Source organism: Escherichia sp. TW09308, from assembly GCF_000208565.1.
Taxonomy (GTDB): Bacteria; Pseudomonadota; Gammaproteobacteria; order Enterobacterales; family Enterobacteriaceae; genus Escherichia; species Escherichia marmotae.
Genome location: NZ_AEME01000001.1, coordinates 1,087,757 through 1,110,340, shown reverse-complemented (window position 1 = coordinate 1,110,340; position 22,584 = coordinate 1,087,757). Strand labels below are relative to the sequence as shown.

At 51.8% G+C, this 22,584-nt stretch carries 17 protein-coding genes and 1 pseudogene; 9 read left to right on the top strand and 9 right to left on the bottom strand.

Annotation, left to right across the window (positions count from 1 at the left end; translation table 11 throughout):
- Window positions 1-109: 109 nt before the first annotated feature.
- Window positions 110-505: pseudogene (locus ESM_RS0105455) on the bottom strand (AMP-binding enzyme); the annotation flags it as partial.
- Here ESM_RS0105455 and yehI point away from each other — a divergent pair.
- The 7 genes from yehI to ESM_RS0105415 all read left to right on the top strand — a co-directional run bounded on the left by yehI (window position 443) and on the right by ESM_RS0105415 (window position 12,132).
- Window positions 443-4,096, top strand: a complete 3,654-nt coding sequence (gene yehI / locus ESM_RS0105450) for a DUF4132 domain-containing protein YehI (RefSeq protein WP_001177659.1) — start codon at window positions 443-445, stop codon at window positions 4,094-4,096. The pseudogene ESM_RS0105455 and the gene yehI sit on opposite strands and share 63 nt — an antisense overlap.
- A gap of 52 nt (window positions 4,097-4,148) precedes the next feature.
- Entirely contained in the window at window positions 4,149-4,439 is a 291-nt protein-coding gene (locus tag ESM_RS0105445; RefSeq protein ID WP_000636977.1) for a hypothetical protein, read from the top strand.
- 602 nt (window positions 4,440-5,041) lie between these two features.
- Window positions 5,042-6,130, top strand: a complete 1,089-nt coding sequence (locus ESM_RS0105435) for an ATP-binding protein (RefSeq protein WP_000107245.1) — start codon at window positions 5,042-5,044, stop codon at window positions 6,128-6,130.
- 10 nt (window positions 6,131-6,140) lie between these two features.
- On the top strand, window positions 6,141-8,420 hold the full coding sequence (locus ESM_RS0105430; RefSeq protein ID WP_001294350.1) for a DUF5682 family protein: 2,280 nt from the start codon (window positions 6,141-6,143) through the stop codon (window positions 8,418-8,420).
- Window positions 8,413-9,549 (top strand): vWA domain-containing protein, encoded by a 1,137-nt coding sequence (locus ESM_RS0105425; protein WP_001292790.1) that lies wholly within the window; start codon window positions 8,413-8,415, stop codon window positions 9,547-9,549. The genes ESM_RS0105430 and ESM_RS0105425 overlap by 8 nt, the downstream gene beginning before the upstream one ends.
- A complete protein-coding gene (locus tag ESM_RS0105420; protein WP_001087213.1) occupies window positions 9,546-11,564 on the top strand; it encodes an SWIM zinc finger family protein in 2,019 nt (672 codons plus the stop codon). The genes ESM_RS0105425 and ESM_RS0105420 overlap by 4 nt, the downstream gene beginning before the upstream one ends.
- Window positions 11,565-11,670: 106 nt before the next feature.
- Entirely contained in the window at window positions 11,671-12,132 is a 462-nt protein-coding gene (locus ESM_RS0105415) for a YehR family lipoprotein (RefSeq protein WP_001516693.1), read from the top strand.
- Window positions 12,133-12,173: 41 nt separating this feature from the next.
- On the opposite strand, the gene ESM_RS0105410 is transcribed toward ESM_RS0105415, so the two are convergent.
- The 3 genes from ESM_RS0105410 to btsS are packed head-to-tail and all read right to left on the bottom strand — an operon-like array spanning window position 12,174 to window position 15,092.
- Complete coding sequence (locus tag ESM_RS0105410) at window positions 12,174-12,644, bottom strand: DUF1456 family protein (RefSeq protein ID WP_001516694.1); 471 nt, start codon at window positions 12,642-12,644, stop codon at window positions 12,174-12,176.
- A 46-nt stretch (window positions 12,645-12,690) separates the two neighbouring features.
- A complete protein-coding gene (gene btsR, locus ESM_RS0105405) occupies window positions 12,691-13,410 on the bottom strand; it encodes a two-component system response regulator BtsR (RefSeq protein WP_000621761.1) in 720 nt (239 codons plus the stop codon).
- On the bottom strand, window positions 13,407-15,092 hold the full coding sequence (gene btsS / locus ESM_RS0105400) for a two-component regulatory system sensor histidine kinase BtsS (protein ID WP_001516697.1): 1,686 nt from the start codon (window positions 15,090-15,092) through the stop codon (window positions 13,407-13,409). Before btsS ends, btsR begins: the two co-directional genes overlap by 4 nt.
- A gap of 225 nt (window positions 15,093-15,317) precedes the next feature.
- Here btsS and mlrA point away from each other — a divergent pair, with 225 nt between their 5' ends.
- Window positions 15,318-16,049 (top strand): HTH-type transcriptional regulator MlrA, encoded by a 732-nt coding sequence (gene mlrA / locus ESM_RS0105395; protein WP_001240391.1) that lies wholly within the window; start codon window positions 15,318-15,320, stop codon window positions 16,047-16,049.
- A 59-nt stretch (window positions 16,050-16,108) separates the two neighbouring features.
- Window positions 16,109-16,216, top strand: coding sequence for a protein YohO (locus ESM_RS01000000124145; protein ID WP_001216965.1), 108 nt, complete (start codon window positions 16,109-16,111; stop codon window positions 16,214-16,216).
- On the opposite strand, the gene ESM_RS0105385 is transcribed toward ESM_RS01000000124145, so the two are convergent.
- The 5 genes from ESM_RS0105385 to bglX all read right to left on the bottom strand — a co-directional run bounded on the left by ESM_RS0105385 (window position 16,197) and on the right by bglX (window position 22,486).
- The gene (locus tag ESM_RS0105385) at window positions 16,197-16,928 is read right to left on the bottom strand and encodes an ABC transporter permease (protein WP_000706929.1); all 732 of its coding nucleotides are present in this window, start codon (window positions 16,926-16,928) and stop codon (window positions 16,197-16,199) included. The two genes, ESM_RS01000000124145 and ESM_RS0105385, sit on opposite strands and share 20 nt — an antisense overlap.
- 4 nt (window positions 16,929-16,932) lie before the next feature.
- Window positions 16,933-17,859, bottom strand: a complete 927-nt coding sequence (gene yehX / locus ESM_RS0105380) for a glycine betaine ABC transporter ATP binding protein YehX (RefSeq protein ID WP_000569388.1) — start codon at window positions 17,857-17,859, stop codon at window positions 16,933-16,935.
- The gene (locus tag ESM_RS0105375; RefSeq protein WP_000940766.1) at window positions 17,852-19,009 is read right to left on the bottom strand and encodes an ABC transporter permease; all 1,158 of its coding nucleotides are present in this window, start codon (window positions 19,007-19,009) and stop codon (window positions 17,852-17,854) included. The genes yehX and ESM_RS0105375 overlap by 8 nt, the downstream gene beginning before the upstream one ends.
- Before the next feature lie 6 nt (window positions 19,010-19,015).
- Window positions 19,016-19,933 (bottom strand): glycine betaine ABC transporter substrate-binding protein OsmF, encoded by a 918-nt coding sequence (gene osmF / locus ESM_RS0105370; protein ID WP_001131224.1) that lies wholly within the window; start codon window positions 19,931-19,933, stop codon window positions 19,016-19,018.
- A gap of 255 nt (window positions 19,934-20,188) precedes the next feature.
- Window positions 20,189-22,486 (bottom strand): beta-glucosidase BglX, encoded by a 2,298-nt coding sequence (gene bglX / locus ESM_RS0105365; RefSeq protein ID WP_000871466.1) that lies wholly within the window; start codon window positions 22,484-22,486, stop codon window positions 20,189-20,191.
- Between the last annotated feature and the right edge of the window lie 98 nt (window positions 22,487-22,584).

Sequence of the window (22,584 nt, the reverse complement as noted above, 5' to 3'; positions counted from 1 at the left end):
TGCACCATCCTGTTTAATAAGAACTTTCACATTAATTTACAGATTAACAGATAAACTCTTTATCAACGGCAATGGAATAGCGGAAATGAGAGATGAAACTAATGATTTTTTAATCCTGACGTTGCACCCACTCTTTTAGCACCTGACGTGAAATTTTAATGCCGCCGTTTTTCAACTCTGGCGGCAGCATAAGCCAACGCACTGGTTGCTGAAAACGCGCCAGCTTGTCTTTTACCCATTCGCTAAGATCAACACTTTGCTGGTCATACTCCACAACGGCTACCGGTCGATGACCAAACTCCTTGTCTGCAACGGGAACGATAAATACCTGCAAAACCGCCGGATGCGCAGCAATAACCCGCTCCACCTCTTCTGGCTGAATACCTTCGCCGCCGCTAAAGAACAGGTTGTCTAAGCGCCCGACAATAGTCAACTTGCCATTATGCAGCTCACCACGATCGCGGGTAGCGTACCAGCCTTCGTCATTGACCAGCGGCACCAACTGGAACTGAAATTTAAAAAAGGCAAAACGCCGCTAAGCCATCGCCGCTGGCCGGGCGAACCGGTGCCCGCTGTCACTGAAAGTCTCATTCAGACATTAGGAGATGAATTACTACAACAAGCAGGCAAGAAGCAAAATATCACCTGGCATTACGATAAATGTTCACTGGAGTGGCAGTCCGCCATCCAGCAGGCGATCAATTTGATTGGTGAGCATAAACCGTCAATCCCAGCCCGCACAATGGCGGCTCTGATCTGTATCGAGAAAAATGATAGCCAGCAATTACTTGATGAAATCGTGCAAAAATATGGGCTGGAATATGCGACGGATGTGGTGATAGCGCGTCAGTTCATTGTACAGAGTTATCATGCTGATCCATCAACAGTGTGTTTAATGACACCGAACGAGAATACGGGCTATGGCTATCGCTCAGAGACTTATAGCAATTTCGATTTTCGTCTGCGTAAACATCTTTCACTGGCAGAGGAAAATTGCTGGCAGCGTTGTGCCGACAAACTCATTGCCGCACTGCCAGAGATCCCCATAGTTCGCCGCCCTTTTATTGCGCTGCTGCTTCCGGAAAAACCAGATATAGCGAATGAGCTTGCCAGCCTTGAAAGCCCATCAACGAGTTTTTACTCAAAGGAGTGGTTAAAGGTCGTTGCTACTGATAATACGGCGGTAAAAAAACTCGAACGATACTGGAGCCTGGACGTATTTAGCGATCGTGAAGCCAGTTATATGTCACATGAAAACCACTTCGGTTACGCTGCCTGCGCGGCCCTTTTACGCGAACAGGGAATTGCAGCCGTTCCCCGCCTGGCGATGTATGCTCATAAAGAAGACTGTGGCAGCCTGCTGGTACAAATAAACCACCCGCTGGTCATCCGCATCTTGCTACTGGTGGCTGATAAAAATAAACCCAGCCTGCAGCGTGTTGCCAAATACAGTAAAAATTTCCCCCATGCAACGCTCACTGCATTGGCAGAACTTATCGCGCTGGAAGCACCACCTGCTCGCCCCGGTTATCCGATTATTGAAGACAAAAAACTGCCCGCACAGCAAAAAGCACGTGATCAATACTGGCGTAATCTGTTGCAAACATTGATTACATCGCAGCCACAACTGGCAGATGAAGTGAAGCCCAGGCTAAGTACAAAAGCACAAACCGTGCTGAATAGTTTTTTATCCGTGCCGCCGAAATCTGCCATTGATAGCCCTGATAGCAGTGCTCTGCCTGAAATTTTGGTTTCACCTCCGTGGCGTAGTAAGAAAAAATCGCCGCAACCACGTCTTGATTTGGTTCCGCTCGAATTAACGTCACAAGTCTACTGGCAACCGGGCGAGCAAGAGAGGCTTGCCACCACAGAGTCTGCCCGTTATTTCAGCACGGAATCACTTGCGGAACGCATGGAACGAAAAAGTAGTCGGGTTGTACTACAGGAGCTGGGTTTTGGGGATGATGTATGGCTGTTCCTGAATTATATACTGCCCGGCAAACTGGATGCAGCACGCGAATCATTAGTACTTCAGTGGCATTACTACCAGGGCAGAGTCGAGGAAATCAACAATGGCTGGCATTCTCCGGAAGCAAAATCAGCAGAACAGGCGCTTCGCAGCGGCGACGTTGAGACGTTAATTGACATCTGGGAAAAGGACAATCATTCGCCTTATCATCAGGAAAAGAGTGTCTGGAATCTGTATTTATTGGCACTGCTTCCGCGTGAGATGGCAGTGACTTTCTGGCTGCGTATCAATGAGAAAAAACATCTGTTCGCGGGTGAAAACTATTTTCTCAGCATCCTCGGTTTGGATGCATTACCCGGTCTGTTGTTGGCTTTTTCGCATCGTCCAAAAGAAACATTTCCGTTAATTTTAAATTTCGGCGCTACCGAACTGGCGCTACCCGTTGCCCGCGTCTGGCACCGTTTTACCACTCAGCGTGATCTGGCACGCCAGTGGATTTTACAATGGCCAGAACATACGGCTACCGCACTTATTCCTCTCGTCTTCACCAAGCCCGGCGACAACCGCGAAGCCGCATTACTTGCCCTGCGTTTACTGTATGCACAGGGACATGGCGAATTACTGCAAACCGTGGCAAACCGCTGGCAGCGTGCTGATGTGTGGCCTGCCCTGGAGCAATTGCTTATACAGAACCCACTGGAAATTTACCCACCACGCATTCCGAAAGCCCCTGATTTCTGGCATCCGACAATGTGGCGCAGGCCACGGCTTATCAATAATAATCAGCTTGTTACCGATGATGCTCTGGAAATTATTGGCGAAATGCTGCGCTTTACTCAGGGTGGGCGTTTTTATAGCGGACTGGAACAATTGAAAACGTTCTGTCAACCGCAAACGTTGGCCGCTTTTGCCTGGGATCTGTTTACCGCCTGGCAACAGGCTGGAGCCCCCGCAAAAGACAACTGGGCATTTCTGGCGTTAAGTCTCTTTGGCGACGAAAGCACGGCACGGGATCTGGCGACGCAGATCCTCACCTGGCCACAGGAAGGAAAATCTGCCCGTGCTGTCAGTGGCCTGAACATACTTACCCTGATGAATAATGATATGGCGCTGATACAACTGCACCATATTTCGCAACGCGCGAAATCGCGCCCTTTACGTGAAAATGCGGTGGAGTATCTCCAGTTGGTCGCAGAAAATCGCGGGTTAAGCGAGGAAGAGTTAGCGGACAGATTAGTCCCAACACTGGGCCTTGATGACCCGCAGGCGTTGATTTTTGATTTTGGTCCACGGCTGTTTACCGTTCGCTTCGATGAAAACCTCAACCCAGTTGTCTACGATCAGCAAAACGTTCGCCAGAAAAGTGTTCCACGGTTGCGAGCCGATGACGATCAACTGAAAGCGCCCGAGGCACTGGCCCGATTAAAAGGGCTAAAAAAAGATGCCACTCAGGTGAGCAAAAACCTGCTCCCGCGTCTTGAAACTGCCCTGCGCACCACCCGACGCTGGCCGCTGGCAGATTTTCATTCTCTCTTTGTTAATCATCCATTTACTCGCCTGGTTAGCCAGCGACTGATATGGGGCGTTTATCTGGCAAATGAACCGCGACATTTACTCAACGCCTTTCGTGTGGCCGCAGAGGGGGAATTCTGCAATGCACAAGATGAGCCAATTGACCTGCCTGCGGACGCTCTGATTGGCATTGCGCATCCGTTAGAAATGTCAGCAGAAATGCGTGGTGAATTTGAACAACTTTTTGCCGACTACGAAATTATGCCGCCTTTTCGCCAGTTGGCGCGGCGCACGGTACTGCTCACACCTGACGAGTCAACCAGTAACAGCCTGACTCGCTGGGAAGGTAAATCCGCTACCGTTGGGCAACTGATGGGAATGCGCTACAAAGGCTGGGAGTCAGGCTATGAGGACGCATTTGTCTATGACCTGGGCGAGAACCGGCTGGTCCTTAAGTTTTCACCCGGTTTTAACCACTACAATGTTGATAGCAAAGCGCTAATGGGCTTCCGTTCTCTTCGAGTGTATCGTGACAATCAATCTGTCACTTTTGCTGAACTCGATGTGTTTGATTTGAGTGAGGCGTTAAGTACTCCAGACGTCATTTTCCACTAACACACAGCGGGTAGTAACAGAACTGCCCGCTGTCTGACAACTGAGAAAATCCATGATCGTGCAAAGTGAACTGGTCGCTATTTACGACTATCAGATTATTGATCCTGAAGAACCCTTTTCCTTCCGACTTGAAATCCATAAATACGCTAAATTATTTACTGGAACGGTCTATCGACTGGAACGATTCCGGCTACGTCCAATATTTAACCAACGTGAACAAGAAGATGCAGACACGCTAATAAATGATGCGTTGATTTATATAAGAGATGAGTTTATTGATGAGCGAAAATTACGAGGTAAATCACCAGAAACTATAATGGAAATTTTTAATGGTGAACTATAGAATATATTCAACCAGTAAATAGAATAATAGTTTATTAAAGGAGGAAGCGGTATTCCCCCTTAGATGCGTTTCAATTTTCCCGTTACTTCAACAAATCAATCAACCGTAACAGAACCACTAATAACTCCAGTACGGCAATAAACACGGTTAACTTTTGTGTCAGCGTGTCCATCCGCTCTCCTTATTAAGGAGCGCAACACCAGCACCTTACCCTTACACTGCCTGTCGATACTGGTTTACGTATGTTGGTACGAAACGTTGCTCTCCGGATCAGGGCACCGCCTGCGGCACCACCCGTTCGGCAGCCAGGACTTAAAATTGGTCCGATCCGGCACAACCTCCCAACGGGCAGGATTATAAATATCATTCACTGAATTGCAATGGAGTGTGGATATGATTATAATTTATTCGTTGGTGCGAAATATTGCATAATCAGTAACTTAGTGTCAAAGTAGTAAATAAAAGAACCTGCCTCACCAGCAGGTTCTTTTATTTGCTGTGTTCTGCTTTCCTGATATTTTCCACTCAATCAATTAATGCGTTAAACATTTATTGCGCGTAAAATACCGTTTATTTTATTAATACATTTCAGGGATGAATATATGTCAACGCAGAATAATCTTCTGCAGCGTCCGCCTGCTGCTGTGTTATACGCCGATGAACTGGCAAAATTAAAACAAAATGATAACGCACCTTGCCCGCCCGGTTGGCAGTTAAGTTTGCCTGCAGCGCGTGCTTTTATTCTTGGTGATGAGACGAAAAACATCAGCCGTAAAGTCGTAATAAGCCCTTCTGCTATTGAACGCATGTTAGTGACTCTCGCCACCGGGCGCGGTTTAATGCTGGTCGGGGAACCGGGTACGGCCAAATCTCTCCTTTCTGAATTGCTCGCAACGGCCATTAGCGGCGATGCCGGTTTAACCATTCAGGGCGGCGCATCAACCACCGAAGACCAAATCAAGTACGGCTGGAACTACGCTCTGCTTATCAACCACGGTCCGTCAACAGAAGCGCTTGTCCCGGCTCCGCTTTATCAAGGCATGCGCGATGGCAAAATCGTCCGTTTTGAAGAGATAACGCGTACACCGCTGGAAGTGCAGGACTGTCTGTTAGGCATGCTTTCTGATCGGGTGATGACGGTGCCGGAACTGGCCGGTGAAGAAAGCCAGCTTTATGCTCGCGAAGGCTTTAACATTATTGCCACCGCCAATACCCGCGATCGCGGCGTCAATGAAATGAGCGCCGCGCTCAAGCGTCGCTTCGATTTTGAAACCGTCTTTCCGATTATGGATTTCGCCCAGGAACTGGAACTGGTCGCCAGTGCGTCAGCGCGTTTACTGGCCCATAGTGGCATTCCGCATAGGGTGCCTGACGCAGTACTGGAGCTGCTGGTACGCACGTTCCGCGATCTGCGGGCCAACGGTGAGAAGAAAACGTCAATGGATACCCTGACGGCCATTATGTCCACCGCCGAAGCCGTTAACGTAGCGCACGCCGTGGGCGTCCGCGCCTGGTTTTTAGCAAATCGCGCGGGTGAACCTGCCGATCTGGTGGACTGTATTGCTGGCACCATCGTCAAAGACAACGAAGAAGATCGCGCTCGTCTGCGCCGTTACTTTGAACAGCGCGTTGCCACACACAAAGAAGCTCACTGGCAGGCTTATTACCAGGCTCGCCACCGCCTGCCGTGAGGAAAGATGCATGAGTGAGCCGTTAATTGTCGGCATCCGGCACCATAGTCCGGCCTGCGCCCGTCTGGTGAAATCGCTAATTGAAAGCAAGCAACCGCGATACGTGTTGATTGAAGGACCGGCCGATTTTAATGACCGGGTAGATGAACTGTTTTTAGTCCACCAGCTTCCGGTAGCCATATACAGTTATTGTCAGTATCAGGACGGTGTTGCCCCAGGGCGCGGTGCCTGGACCCCATTTGCCGAGTTTTCACCTGAGTGGCAGGCGCTACATGCTGCCCGCAGCATCCAGGCACAAACCTGGTTTATCGATTTACCTTGCTGGGCACAGAGTGAAGAAGATGAAGATGAACCTGTTGCGGCTAATGACCATCAGGCCTTACTGCTACTCGCTACCAGTATGGATAACAGCGATACCCTGTGGGATCACCTGTTCGAAGATGAAAGCCAGCAGTCCACACTTCAATCCGCTCTGGCGCAATACTTTGTGCAACTTCGTGGTAATGATGCGGGTGATTCGGTAAATCGCCAGCGCGAAGCCTTTATGGCCCGCTGGATTGCATGGGCGATGCGGCAAAACAATGGCGACGTGTTAGTCGTCTGCGGCGGCTGGCACGCTCCGGCACTGGCAAAAATGTGGCGCGAATTCCCGCAGGAAATTAACAAGCCAGAATTGCCCTCACAGGATGATGCCGTTACAGGTTGTTATCTCACGCCATACAGCGAAAAGCGCCTTGATGTGCTGGCGGGATACCTTTCCGGAATGCCTGCCCCGGTCTGGCAAAACTGGTGCTGGCAGTCAGGTTTGCAGCAGGCAGGTGAAAAACTACTAAAAACGATTCTTACCCGTTTGCGCCAGCACAAATTGCCTGCGTCTACCGCTGATATGGCTGCCGCGCATCTACATGCGATGGCACTGGCACAATTGCGCGGTCACAGATTGCCGCTACGCAGTGACTGGCTGGATGCATTAGCCGGATCGCTTATTAAAGAGGCATTAAACGCGCCGTTGCCGTGGAGCTATCGCGGGGTCATTCATCCCGATACCGATCCAATTCTGCTAACGTTGATAGACACATTAGCGGGTGCCAGATTCGGTAAACTAGCCCCCTCCACGCCACAACCGCCGCTGCCAAAAGATGTCACGTCTGAACTGGAACGTACCGAAATCACTCTTCCGTCCAACCTGGCGTTAAATCGCTTTACCCCCTGCGGGCTGGTACAAAGTCAGGTGTTGCATCGGCTGGCGATACTGGAGATCCCGGGGATAGTGCGCCAGCAGGGAAGTACACTGACGCTTGCGGGTAACGGTGAAGAACAATGGAAATTAACCCTGCCGCTTAGCCAACATGCGGCATTGATTGAGGCCGCCTGCTTTGGTGCCACACTCCTGGAAGCCGCACGCAATAAATTAGAAGCCGATATGCTGGACACAGGAGGAATCGGCAACATCACCACATGTCTTAGCCAGGCGGCGTTAGCTGGTCTGGAGTCCTTCAGTCAGCAATTACTGGAGCAACTCACATTATTAATCGCCCAGGAAAATCAGTTTGCCGAAATGGGCCAGGCGCTGGAAGTGCTTTATGCCTTGTGGCGTCTGGATGAGACTGGCGGTATGCAAGGGGCGCTAATACTGCAAACCACACTGTGTGCGGCGATAGATCGAACGTTGTGGTTATGTGAATCCAACGGCAGGCCGGACGAAAAAGAATTTCACGCCCATTTGCATAGCTGGCAGGCGCTGTGCCATATCCTGCGCGATCTCCATTGTGGCATTCAACTGCCAGGTGTTTCGCTTTCCGCCGCCCTGGCCTTACTGGAGCGCCGTAGTCAGGCGATTCATGCCACGGCGCTGGATCGCGGCGCGGCTCTCGGTGCGCTGATGCGTCTGGAACATCCCAACGCCAGTGCCGAAAGCGCACTGGATATGCTGGCGCAATTATCCCCGACTGAGTCAGGCGAAGCCCTACATGGTTTGCTGGCGCTGGCTCGCCATCAACTGGCTTCTCAGCCTGCATTTATCGCCGGTTTCAGCACTCATTTGAATCAACTTAGCGACGCCGATTTTATTAACGCTCTGCCCGATTTACGTGCAGCGATGGCCTGGCTACCGCCTCGAGAACGCGGGGCGCTGGCGCATCAGGTGCTTGAGCATTACCAACTGCCGCAGCTCCCCGTCCCGGCACTACAAATGCCGTTACATTGTCCACCGCAAACCATTGCTCATCATCAACAACTGGAACAGCAGGCACTGGCGTCACTGCAACACTGGGGAGTTTTCCATGTCTGAACTGAACGACCTTCTGACTACCCGTGAGCTACAGCGCTGGCGATTGATTCTTGGTGAAGCGGCTGAAACTACCCTTTGCGGTCTTGATGGCAACGCCCGACGGATAGACCACGCCCTGGAGTGGCTATACGGGCGCGATCCTGAGCGCATTCAACGCGGTGAACGGCACGGAGGGCTGGGCAGTTCAACTCTCACAACGCCCGAGTGGATCAATGATATTCACACGCTCTTCCCACAGCAGGTAATTGAGCGACTGGAAAGCGACGCCGTGCTGCGCTACGGCATAGAAGATGTGGTGACAAATATTGAAGTGCTGGAACGTATGCAACCTTCCGAAAGCCTGCTACGCGCCGTATTGCACACTAAACATCTGATGAATCCCGAGGTGCTGGCAGCCGCTCGCAAGATAGTGCACCAGGTTGTTGAAGAAATTATGGCGCGGCTGGCCAAAGAAGTTCGTCAGGCTTTTTCTGGTGTGCGTGACCGCCGTCGCCGCTCGCATATTCCCCTGGCGCGCAATTTCGATTTCAAAAGTACCCTGCGGGCCAACCTGCAGCACTGGGACCCCAAACGCGGCAAGTTGTATATCGAATCACCCCGCTTTAACAGTCGCATTAAGCGCCATAGTGAACAATGGCAACTGGTTTTACTGGTCGATCAAAGCGGATCGATGGTTGATTCAGTGATCCACTCAGCAGTGATGGCGGCCTGTTTATGGCAATTACCCGGCATTCGCACCCATCTGGTGGCATTTGATACCAGCGTCGTAGATCTCACTGCCGACGTTGCCGACCCGGTAGAGTTATTAATGAAAGTGCAACTGGGCGGTGGAACGCATATCGCCAGTGCAGTGGAGTACGCCCGTCAACTTATTGAACAACCAGGTAAAAGCGTGATTGTTCTGGTAAGCGATTTTTATGAAGGCGGAACATCGTCATCACTCATCCACCAGGTGAAGCAGTGTGTTCAAAGCGGCATCAAGGTGCTGGGGCTGGCGGCGCTCGACAGCACAGCAACCCCCTGTTATGACCGGGATATGGCCCAGGCATTGGTCAATGTCGGTGCACAAATAGCTGCCATGACGCCGGGTGAACTGGCTTCCTGGCTGGCGGAGAATCTTCAGTCATGAATTCACTACGCCCGGAATTATTAGAACTGACGCCACAGGCACTGACAGCGTTAAGTAATGCCGGTTTTGTTAAGCGCAGCCTTAAGGAACTGGAAAATGGCAATATCCCAGAAATTAGCCATGAGAGCGGCACACTGATCGCCACTTTCAGTGACGGTACACGCAGCCAACTGGCAAACGGTCAGGCTCTGAAAGAGGCCCAGTGTAGCTGCGGGGCCAGCGGCATGTGCCGCCATCGCGTGATGTTGGTGTTAAGTTATCAGCGACTTTGTGCTACCCCTCAGCCCACGGAAAAAGCAGAGGAATGGCCCCCGGCAATCTGGCTGGAAGAACTGACTACCCTGCCCACTGCCACGCACAAACGCGCACAATCCCTGGTCGCCAAAGGTATAACTATTGAACTGTTCTGCGCGCCAGGCGAAATTCCCTCTGCCCGCTTACCGATGAGCGATGTGCGTTTTTATTCCCGCAGCAGTATTCGTTTCGCCCGTTGTGATTGCATTGAAGGAACGCTGTGCGAACACGTGGTACTGGCAGTGCAGGCATTCGTCCAGGCCAAAGCACAGCAGGCAGAATTTTCTCATTTGCTCTGGCAGATGCGCAGCGAACAAATCGCATCAAATGACGATCCATTTGCCAGCGATGAGGGCAAAGCCTGTCGTAAATATGTCCAGCAATTAAGTTACGCGTTATGGCTGGGGGGGATCAGCCAGCCGTTAATTCATTACGAGGCAGCATTCAGCCGCGCCCGGCAAGCGGCAGAAGCCTGCAACTGGCGATGGGTAAGTGAATCGCTACGGCAACTGCGTGCCAGCGTTGATGCGTTCCACGCCCGCGCCAGCCACTATCACGCAGGAGAATGTTTGCGCCAGCTTGCAGCATTAAACAGTCGGTTAGCCAGTGCACAAGAGATGGTACGACGTGACTGTGTCGGTGAAGTACCGCCCATGCCGTGGCGCACGGTCGTTGGCGCAGGGATTGCCGGAGAAGCAAAACTGGATCATCTGCGGCTGGTGTCATTAGGTATGCGTAGCTGGCAAGACTTCCAACAGTATGGTTTACGGATCTGGTTCACCGACCCCGACACCGGTAGTATTTTACACCTTTCACGCAGTTGGCCGAGAAGTGAACAGGAAAACGCGCCTGCGGCAACGCGTCGGCTATTTACCTTTCAGGCAGGGGCGCTGGCGGGAGGGCAAATCGTCTCACAAGCAGCGAAACGCAGTGCCGAAGGTGAGCTGTTGTTAGGTACGCGCAACCGCTTAAGCAGCGTCGTTCCACTGTCTCCGGATGCGTGGCAAATGCTGAGTGCACCACTGCGCCAGCCGGGAATCGTAGCGTTACGGGAATACTTACGCCAGCGCCCGCCAGTCTCCGTTCGCCCGCTTAATCAGGTGGATAATTTATTTATTCTGCCTGTGGCTGAGTGTATTTCACTTGGCTGGGACAGCAGCCGCCAGACACTGGATGCGCAGGTAATCAGTGGCGAAGGCGAAGATAATGTGCTGACGTTATCACTGCCAGCCTCTGCCAGCTCACCCTTTGCCGTTGAACGCATGGCGTCCCTGTTACGACAGCAAGATGATCCCGTGTGTCTGGTTTCTGGATTCGTCAGTTTTACCGAAGGACAGTTAACGCTGGAGCCACGGGTGATGATGACGCAATCTCGCGCCTGGGCGCTGGATGCAGAAACTGCGTCTGTGGCACCGCTACCTTCCGCCAGCGTTCTTCCTGTGCCGTCCACCGCTCCTCAGTTGTTGATGCGCTGCCAGTCATTATTAATTCAGGTGCTACATAACGGCTGGCGCTATCAGGGGCAAAGTGTCATCAGTCAGGTCGGCTTGCTGGTAAATGAGTTGACCGGGGCGGGCTTTTACCGGCTGGCACATTTGTTGAATCAATTGCGTACTACAGAGGGAGAGGCTCTGGGTGAAACATTAAACAACTGCGTTTTACTCTGCGAACAGTTGTTACTGATGCTTGAGCAACAAGGGGGGAAAAATGCTTTTTATTAAGAGTTCTACTCCATTTCCGGACTGCTCAAGACGAGGTATAAAGAATATTCTATAGCGCCCTGGTGAGAGTCACCAGTTTTCTGATCTTGATAAAATGGAGTTTTACATGAAGGCTTTCAACAAGCTGTTTTCCCTCGTTGTTGCATCTGTTCTGGTTTTCTCTCTCGCTGGCTGTGGTGACAAAGAAGAATCAAAGAAATTTAGTGCCAATCTGAACGGTACTGAAATTGCCATTACCTATGTCTACAAAGGCGACAAGGTACTTAAGCAATCTTCAGAAACTAAAATTCAGTTCGCATCCATCGGTGCGGCTAACAAAGAAGATGCAGCTAAAACGCTTGAGCCGTTAAGCGCAAAATATAAAAACATTGCTGGCGTTGAAGAAAAATTAACTTTTACAGATACTTACGCACAGGAAAACGTAACTATCGATATGGAGAAAGTTGATTTTAAAGCCCTGCAGGGTATTTCTGGCATCAACATTTCTGCTGAAGATGCCAAAAAAGGCATCACTATGGCGCAAATGGAACTGGTGATGAAAGCCGCAGGCTTTAAAGAAGTGAAATAATCTGTCGGCGGCCATGTTCTTACATGGCCGCCATATCCGTCTTAGCTTTTCTTCACATGCTGGCGCGCTGCCAGCCCTCGCAGAAAATAACGCAAGAATTGATCACCGCATTCGCGGAAGTTTTTATGATCCGGTGCGCGCATCATTGCAGTAATTTCCGGCATGGAAACACGGAACTGCTGTTCGGTGAGGATCGCCAGAATGTCATCGGTTTTCAGCGAAAACGCGATGCGTAATTTTTTCAGCACAATGTTGTTATTAATACGACGTTCCGGCTCCAGTGCCGGTGCAGACTCATCCCTGCCGCGTTTTTCATAAATCAGGCCATTCAGGAATGAAGACAAAATAATGTCCGGGCAACGTTGAAATCCCTCTTCGTCTTCTTTACGCAGCCAGATAGCGATCTGATCGGCGGTAGCTTCAACATTGCTCAGCGCGAGAATACGCACCAGGTCGTTATTATTGGCTTTTAAAATGTAGCGCACGCTGCGCAGAATATCGTTACTTAGCATGAGGCCTTCAGGTGTTGATGAGGCAAAAAGCCATTTTAGCAGTCTTTTACAGGCCAATCGCCTCTTTTAAACTTTTCAGATAACGACGGCTGACCGGAACGGTTAAGCCATTACGCAAAATCAACTCCGCCTGGCCGTTATCCTCCAGACGAATCTCCTGCAAATGCGCGAGGTTAACCAGATACTGCCGATGACAACGCAGTAGCGGCGTACGACTCTCCAGAGTGCGTAAAGTCAGTTCAGTGAAGCCCTCTTTACCTTCGTGACTGGTGACGTAAACACCGCTCATCCGACTGCTGACAAATGCCACATCTTTCATTTGCAGCAAATAAATACGGCTGTGACCGGTACAAGGGATAAATTTCAGTCCTTGCTGATTCTCCGACAACAAGGAAACATCCTGCTTGCTGCGTTCCTGACGCAGGCGGGTCAGGGATTTCTCCAGCCGCGCTTCATCAATCGGCTTCAGTAGATAATCAAAAGCATGTTCTTCAAAGGCTTTAATGGCGTATTCATCAAACGCAGTCAGAAAAACGATATATGGACGATGTTCCGGGTCGAGCATCCCCACCATTTCCAGACCACTGATGCGCGGCATCTGGATATCGAGAAACAGCACATCCGGGCACAGTTTATGCACCGCGCCAATCCCTTCCACGGCGTTTGAACACTCACCGACGATTTCAATATCGCTCTGCTCTTGCAAAAATACGCGCAGGTTTTCCCGTGCTAACGGTTCATCATCGACAATTAAGACTCTAATCATGCCTCATCCCTCCATGGCAGTCGTAACGTTATTCGGGTGTAACTATCAGGCTCACAGGCGACGCTGATCCCATAGTCATCGCCAAACCGTTCACGTAAACGCTTATCCACCAGATTCATCCCCAGCCCGCTGGCATTGGTTACCGGTTGATACAAACCGGCATTATCTTCGATCTCCAGCATTAAATGTTGCCCTTCACGGCGCGCGCTAATTGCCACTCTCCCGGTATCCAGTAGTTGCGATGTCCCATGTTTAATGGCGTTTTCGACTATCGGTTGTAGGGTAAACGCGGGCAACTGCTGCTGGGATAATTCCTCCGGAATAGAAATATTGACCTGCAAGCGCGACTGAAAACGAGCCTTTTCAATTTGCAGATAAGCGTTCACATGTTCAATCTCGTCAGCGAGAGTAACAAACTCCGAAGGCCGCTTTAAGTTTTTGCGGAAAAAAGTAGAAAGATACTGCACCAGTTGACTGGCCTGCTCACTGTCGCGGCGGATCACCGCTTTAATGGTATTAAGCGCATTGAACAGGAAATGGGGATTCACCTGGGCGTGTAACAGCTTGATTTCCGACTGCGTAAGCATCGCTTTTTGCCGCTCATACTGCCCGGCGAGGATCTGCGCCGAAAGGAGTTGTGCGATCCCCTCACCCAGCGTGCGGTTGATCGAACTGAACAGGCGGTTTTTCGCTTCATACAATTTGATGGTTCCCACCACCCGCTGATTTTCGCCACGCAATGGAATAACCAGCGTTGAACCTAACTTGCACTGCGGGTGCAGAGAACAACGGTAAGGCACTTCGTTGCCGTCGGCGTACACCACTTCGCCGGTTTCTATCGCTTTTAAGGTGTACGTAGAAGAGATTGGCTTACCGGGCAGATGGTGATCATCGCCAATTCCGGTAAACGCCAGCAGTTTCTCACGATCGGTAATCGCCACCGCCCCAATATCCAGCTCTTTATAGAGCACTTGCGCCACTTTCATGCTGTTCACTTCATTAAAGCCCTGGCGCAAAATCCCTTCTGTCGAGGCTGCCACTTTCAGCGCCGTGGCAGAAAAAGCCGAAGTGTATTTTTCAAACATCGCGCGCTTATCAAGCAAAATGCGCATAAACAGCGCCGCGCCCACGGTGTTGGTTACCATCATCGGCGCAGCGATATTACTCACCAGACGCACGGCGTCTTCATAAGGTCGGGCAATCGCCAGAATAATCAGCATCTGCACCATTTCCGCGACGAATGTAACAGCACCTGCGGTAATCGGATTAAAGACTTTATCGGTGCGCCCGCGACGGATCAGGATGCTGTGTACCAGCCCCCCGAGCAAACCTTCGACGATGGTCGAGATCATGCAACTCAGCGCGGTCATGCCTCCCATCGAGTAACGATGTAACCCGCCGGTCAGACCAACCAGCCCGCCCACCACCGGGCCGCCCAGTAAGCCGCCCATCACCGCGCCAATCGCCCGGGTGTTGGCAATAGAATCGTCAATGTGCAGCCCGAACCAGGTGCCCATGATGCAGAAGATGGAAAAGACGATATAGCAGAGAAATTTATGCGGCAGACGAACCGTGACCTGCATTAATGGTATGAATAATGGCGTTTTACTCATTAACCACGCGATAACCAGAAAAACGCACATCTGCTGAAGCAGCAGCAACACCAGATTAAAATCGTACATACCCGCAAACCACAGATCCCTTAAACATGCGTAACATACATTGCCTGCGTTTAACTTTCTTTGAACTCTTGCAGAAAAATGAGAATTCGTGATTACGATCACTCAAAACAATCTGGCAAAAACAAAATCACCCTGAAGATGAACAAAAAACGGGCAAAACTACCTGGTTCGCAAAACTACGTCTAAAGTTAAACCGGGACCTCGCGAGCAAGGGTGGTAGGATGGATGGCGCTTTACACAATTGGTGAAGTGGCGTTGCTTTGTGATATCAATCCTGTCACGTTACGCGCGTGGCAGAGACGTTACGGATTGCTGAAACCACAGCGGACCGACGGCGGTCATCGCCTGTTCAACGATGCGGATATCGACCGGATCCGGGAGATTAAACGCTGGATCGACAACGGCGTGCAGGTGAGCAAAGTCAAAATGCTACTCAGTAATGAAAATGTTGATGTGCAGAACGGCTGGCGCGATCAGCAAGAAACTCTGCTTAATTACCTGCAAAGCGGCAATCTGCAAAGTCTGCGAATGTGGATCAAAGAGCGCGGTCAGGATTATCCCGCTCAGACCCTCACCACACATCTGTTTATTCCTCTGCGCCGACGGCTTCAGTGTCAGCAGCCAACCCTCCAGACGTTGCTGGCGATCCTTGATGGCGTGTTGATCAACTACATCGCCATTTGTCTGGCCTCGGCACGTAAAAAACAGGGCAAAGATGCGCTGGTCGTCGGCTGGAATATTCAGGACACCACCCGCCTGTGGCTGGAAGGCTGGATCGCCAGCCAACAGGGATGGCGTATTGATGTTCTCGCTCACTCGCTCAATCAGCTACGCCCGGAACTGTTCGAAGGCCGAACATTATTGGTATGGTGCGGTGACAACCAGTCTCCCGCCCAGCAGCAGCAACTTACCCACTGGCAAGAGCAAGGACATGATATTTTTCCGCTTGGCATTTAATGATTCGTTAACAAATGCGCTTTACTGTACAATCCTTTCGTTAACATAAGGAGTGCATTATGCGCATAGCTAAAATTGGGGTTATCACCCTGTTCCTGTTGATGGCGTTAGGCGGTATCGGTGGCGTCATGCTCGCAGGTTATACCTTTATTTTGCGTGCTGGCTAAGTCGCTGCACCAGCCGTTCAAACAGGCGGTCTACGATGATCGCCGCCAGTGCCACCAGCAACGCCCCCTGAATGACATAAGCGGTATTAAATCCGCTAAGTCCGATGATGATCGGCGTTCCCAGCGTGCTGGCCCCGACCGTTGAGGCGATGGTCGCCGTGCCAATGTTGATAATCACCGAAGTCCGCACGCCAGCCAGAATCACTGGTGCGGCCAACGGTAACTCCACTTTACGCAATCGCTGACTCCGGCTCATTCCCATACCTTTGGCAACATCTGTCACGCTATCATCAATCGCTCCCAGTCCGGCAAGTGTCGCCTGTAAGATGGGCAATACACCATAAAGGATCAGCGCAATAATCGCTGGCTGCAGACCAAACCCCATCACCGGAACGGCAATCGCCAGTACCGCTACGGGTGAAAAAGTCTGCCCAACGGCGGCTATGTTTTCCACCATCGGGCGAAACTCCGCGCCCCACGCGCGAGTGACCGCAATTCCTGCACCGACGCCAATAGCCACGGCAAACAAACTTGAGATCCCCACCAGCCAGAAATGGGCCAGCGCCAGGGAAGCAAAACTTTCTTGCTGATAAACAGGCCGCGGCAGTTGTGGGAATAAGGCACCGAACAGCGGCTGGCTGTATGGCAGCCAGAAAATCAGCGCCACAAACAGGGCAATCAACCAGAAAAGCGGATCGCGCACTATTTTCATGCGATTACGCCTCCATCAGCAGATCCTGAAAATGCAGTGTGCCGCAAGGTTGGCCTTGAGCGTTAACCACCGGCAGCACTTCACAGCCACGGGCGACAAACAATGAGAGTGCATCGCGTAGCGTCATCTCTTCTGCCAGCGCCTCACCTTCAGCACGTTCGTTGCGGCGCACATAATCGGTCACACTGCGTAACGATAACAGGCGCACGCCCAGCTCGCTGTGACCAAAAAACTGGCGCACAAAATCATTCGCCGGACGGGTAAGCATCGCCAGCGGATTGCCCTGCTGCACCACTTCACCATGATCCATCAGCACCAGATGTTCCGCCAGGCGCAGCGCCTCATCGATATCGTGAGTCACCAGCACAATGGTGCGCCCCAGCAAACGGTGAATGCGCGTCATCTCTTGTTGCAACGCGCCGCGCGTTACCGGATCCAGTGCGCCAAACGGTTCATCCATCAGCAAGACTTGTGGATCGGCAGCCAGTGCACGGGCAACCCCCACGCGCTGCTGCTGACCGCCGGAAAGCTGATGCGGATAACGCTCGCGTAAATTTGCCTCCAGCCCCAGTAGCGCCATTAATTCGTCGATACGATCGTCAATTCGCGCCCGCGACCATTTTTGTAATTGCGGTACGGTGGCGATATTTTGCGCCACGCTCCAGTGGGGAAATAAACCTATCGACTGAATGGCGTAGCCCATTCGGCGGCGCAGCTCCAGCACTGGCAGCGAACGAATCTCTTCTCCGGCAAAACGGATCACGCCACTGTCGTGCTCCACCAGGCGGTTGATCATCTTCAGAGTGGTTGATTTACCGGAGCCTGACGTGCCAATCAGCACCGAAAAGCTCCCCTCCTGAAAATTGAGATTGAGATCGTTAACGGCCTTTTGCGTGCCGAACTGTTTGCTGACATGGCTAAATTCAATCATGACTTTTCACCTTCAGCAGTGCGATAACCAAATCGAACAGCGCGTCGATCAGCACCGCCAGTACAATCACCGGGATCACCCCCAGCAACACTAAATCAATGGCACTGCTTAACAGTCCCTGAAAAACCAGCGCACCAAAACCGCCCGCGCCAATTAACGCCGCAATCACCGCCATACCGACGGTCTGCACCATTACCACCCGCAGACTGCGCAGAAATACCGGCAGCGCCAGAGGTAACTGGACATGAAGGAGTCGCTGCCCCCCGCTCATGCCCATTGCTCTGGCGCTTTCCAGCACATCGCGCGGGATCTGGTTCAAGCCCACTACCACGCCGCGCACCAGCGGCAACAAGGCATAGAGCACCAGGGCAATCAATGCTGGCGTCATGCCTGTTCCTGCTATGCCGAGCGTCCCCAGCCACGGAAAGGTAGCGGCCAGTCCGGCAAGCGGTGCGATCAACAAACCAAACAGCGCCACCGAAGGCACGGTCTGAATGACATTGAGTAAAGAAAAAATCGCCCCCTGCCGCGCGGTGGAAAAGTAGCACCAGACGCCCAATGGTACGCCGATAACCAGCGCAGGCAGTACCGAACCAAACAGCAGTGCCAGATGTTGAGCCAGTGCATCATCGAATACATCCTGACGGTTGGCATACTCTTTCATTAACGAAAGATCGTTAAGCGTGCCAGAGAACAGTAACCACAACGGAATAATGGCGATCTGAATATGCAGCAACCAGCGCCATAGCGGATGCGTGGAAATTCGCCGGATAGCATCGCTACAGGCCAGCAGCGCCAGCGCCGCAGCCAGCCAGAAGCCACTGCCGAGGCTGGTACGCGCCAGGGCGCTACCACTTTGCGCCAGTTGCGTCGCGGCTTTTCCTGCCCCCCATACCAGCAAAATAAACACCAGTTGCGCGAGGAGAAAAGCAAAAATGCTGCCTTTTCTTCCGGGAACGAAACAAGCAGTCAGCCATGCGCAACCAACGCCCACCAGCATCCAGATGGTTTGCGGCCACAACTGCCAGAGTTGTCGACCTTCACCAGAAACTAATCGGTTAGGTGCGTAACTGATAAACGGCAACGCCGCTGCTATTGCCATCAGTAACAGCAGCAACGCCAGAACAGAGTTAATACGAAGATGCGCCACGGGAAATTACTTCGTCCACCCTTTTTGTTTCAGGTAGTCGGCAGCCACTTTTTTCGCGTCCAGCCCTTCTACAGCAATACTGGCATTCAATTGCTGCAACGTCTTTTCATCGAGGCTGGCGAAGACAGGCTGTAGCCACTGCGCCATTTGCGGATACTCTTTCAACACCGACGCACGCACCACTGGCGCAGGCGCGTAAATTGGCTGGACACCTTTCGGATCGCTTAATGTTTGTAGCCCCAGCGCTGCTACCGGGCCGTCAGTACCGTAGGCCATCGCCGCATTAACGCCGGACGTTTGCTGGGCTGCGGCTTTAATCGTCACTGCCGTGTCGCCACCTGCCAGTGACAGCAACTGCTCCTGATCGAGTTTAAATTCATAGGCTTTTTCAAAAGCGGGCAACGCATCGGCGCGTTCAATAAACTCTGCCGAGGCCGCCAGTTTAAAGGTGCCACCGTCTTTCAGATAACGACTGAGATCGGCAAGCGAAGTGAGTTTGTTTTTTTCTGCCATATCCTGACGCACGGCGATGGTCCAGGTGTTATTCGCAGGTGCGGGCGTCAGCCAGATTAACTGGTTTTGCTCTGCATCGAGTTTTTTGACCTTCTCGTAGCCTTGTTGCGCGTTTTTCCATGCCGCATCGTTTTCATCTTTAAAGAAGAAAGCACCATTGCCGGTGTATTCCGGGTAAATATCCAGTTCGCCCGAAGTAATCGCCCCGCGCACCACTGGCGTGGTGCCAAGCTGGACTTTATTTACCGTGGGAACGCCGTGGTTTTCCAGCACCTGCAAAATGATGTTGCCGAGCAGTGCGCCTTCGGTATCGATTTTCGAACCGACTTTAACGGGGGAAGCCGCCTGTAGCGGCAGGCTCACGGCGGCTATCAAAACCAGTGAACCGGCCTGGAGCTTTGAGAGTGGCATGATGCTTTCCTCATTCTTTTACTGTTGTTTTCAGAGAATTAAGAAAAAAGCATAGTTGATAATGACGGGATTAGCCTGACAGGACGAATTCAGTTGCAGAATCAGATAAATACTTAAGAGGGAAATACTGCCCGCGTTTTCCTGCCGGATGCGGCGTGAGCGCCTTATCCAGTCTACAGGGTGTTTGCAACCTGTAGGCCTGATAAGCGCAGCACATCAGGCAAAGGGCGCAAACGTCGCGCCCTTCATAAAGAGTTACAGCAACTCAAACTCGCCTTTCTTAACGCGTGCAGAATCAGTGCCGATAAAAACGTTGAACTTGCCGGGTTCGGCGTCATATTTCATCTGCTGATTCCAGAACTTCAACGCCTCAATATCGATCGGGAAGCTGACGGTTTGGGTTTCACCCGGTTTCAGGGTGATTTTCTCAAAGCCTTTCAGTTGTTTCACCGGACGGCTCATGGAAGCCGTCACATCCTGCAAGTACATCTGGACAACCGTCGCCCCTTCGCGTTTGCCGGTATTTGTCACCTGCACGCTGGCGGTCACTTTGCCGTCACGCTTCATGGTCGGCGCAGAAAGTTTCACATCAGAGACGGTGAAAGTGGTATAGCTCAGACCATAACCGAACGGATAAAGCGCCCCGTTTGCTTCATCGAAATAACGTGAAGTGTATTTGTTTGGCTTGTCGGCGTTATACGGACGCCCCGTGTTCAGATGGCTGTAATAAACCGGGATCTGCCCGACAGAACGCGGGAAGGACATCGGCAGCTTGCCAGACGGGTTGTAATCGCCAAACAGCACATCGGCAATCGCATTCCCGCCTTCAGTACCGGCAAACCAGGTTTCCAGAATCGCGTCGGCTTGCTGATCTTCTTTCACCAGCGCCAGCGGGCGACCGTTCATTAACACCAGCACCAACGGTTTACCAGTGGCTTTCAGGGCAGCAACCAAATCGCGCTGGCTTTGCGGGATGGTGATATCGGTACGGCTGGAGGCTTCGTGCGCCATCCCCTGAGCTTCACCGACCACAGCCACCACCACATCAGCTTGTTTCGCAGTCTGCACCGCTTCATCAATCATCTCTTGCGGCGAGCGCGGATCGACTTTTACCGCTTCTTCATACTGATTCAGGAAGTCTATAATGCCTTTATCACTGGTAACGTTCGCCCCTTTGGCGTACAGCACTTTACCGTTTTCACCAACGGCATTTTTAATCCCGGTTAGCACAGTCACGGATTGATCGACGACACCTGCTGCCGACCAGCTTCCCATTACGTCACGTTTGCTGTCTGCCAGTGGGCCAACCACCGCAATGGTTGCCGATTTTTTCAGCGGTAACGTTTCGAGACGGTTTTTCAGCAACACCAGGCTTTCGCGCGCCACTTCACGTGCTTCTTTGCGGTGCAAACGGCTTTCGGCATTGGTATCCGCCGGGTCAGACTCTTTCGGCCCAAGATGGCTGTACGGATCGTTAAACAACCCCATATCGTATTTAACGTTCAACACGTGGCGAGTGGCGTCATCCAGTTCTTCCATCGTCACTTTGCCGGATTTGATCAAACCAGGCAGATACTTCGAGTAATACTCGTCACTCATGCTCATATTGATACCGGACTTAAGCGCCACCCGCACCGCATCTTCCGGGTCTGCCGCCGTGCCGTGTTTGATCAGCTCTTTGATTGCACCATGATCGGAAACCGTGATGCCTTTAAAACCCCACTGATCGCGCAGAACATCTTTCAGCAACCAGGAATCGGAAGTTGCCGGTGTACCATTGAGCGAGTTCAGCGCCACCATCACCGCGCCGCTGCCTGCATCCAGCCCCGCTTTGTACGGCGGCATATAATCATTAAACAGACGCTGCGGACTCATATCGACGGTGTTGTACTCTTTACCGCCTTCTACCGCACCGTAAGCAGCGAAGTGTTTAACGCTGGTCATCACCGAGTAGCGATCTGCCGGACTTTTGCCCTGCATCGCTTCAACCATAGTTTTACCCATAATTGAGGTGAGATACGTATCTTCGCCAAAACCTTCGGAAGCTCGTCCCCAGCGCGGATCGCGCGAGACGTCGACCATCGGCGCCCAGGTCATGTTCAGGCCATCGTCTGCCGCTTCATAAGCTGAAACGCGCCCCACGGTTTTCACTGCATCGAGGTTAAAAGAGGACGCCAGACCAAGGCTAATCGGGAAAACGGTACGCTGACCGTGCAGCACGTCGTAGGCAAAGAAGAGAGGAATTTTCAGGCGGCTTAGTTCCATCACCTGATCCTGCATGGCGCGGATATCCTGGCGAGTCACGGTGTTAAAAATCGCCCCCACCTGCCCATCTTTGATCATCTCGCGGATCGCCTCTTTCGGGTTATCCGGGCCAACGCTGATTAAACGAAGCTGACCAATTTTCTCATCAACCGTCATTTTCTTGAGCAGATCGGTGACGAATGCATCCCGTGCTTCGGGCGTTAATGGATGGTTGCCGAACAAATCATCCGCCAGTGCTGGTTGTAGGGCCAGACTCACCGCGATACCTACTGAACATAGCCATTTCATATGGATTTTTCTTCCTCTGTTGCCCGACGTGGCAGCGAAAATGGTGCAAAAACCGTAGTTTGCCATAAGCATGATGGAGAGAGAAAAAGAATGCTCTG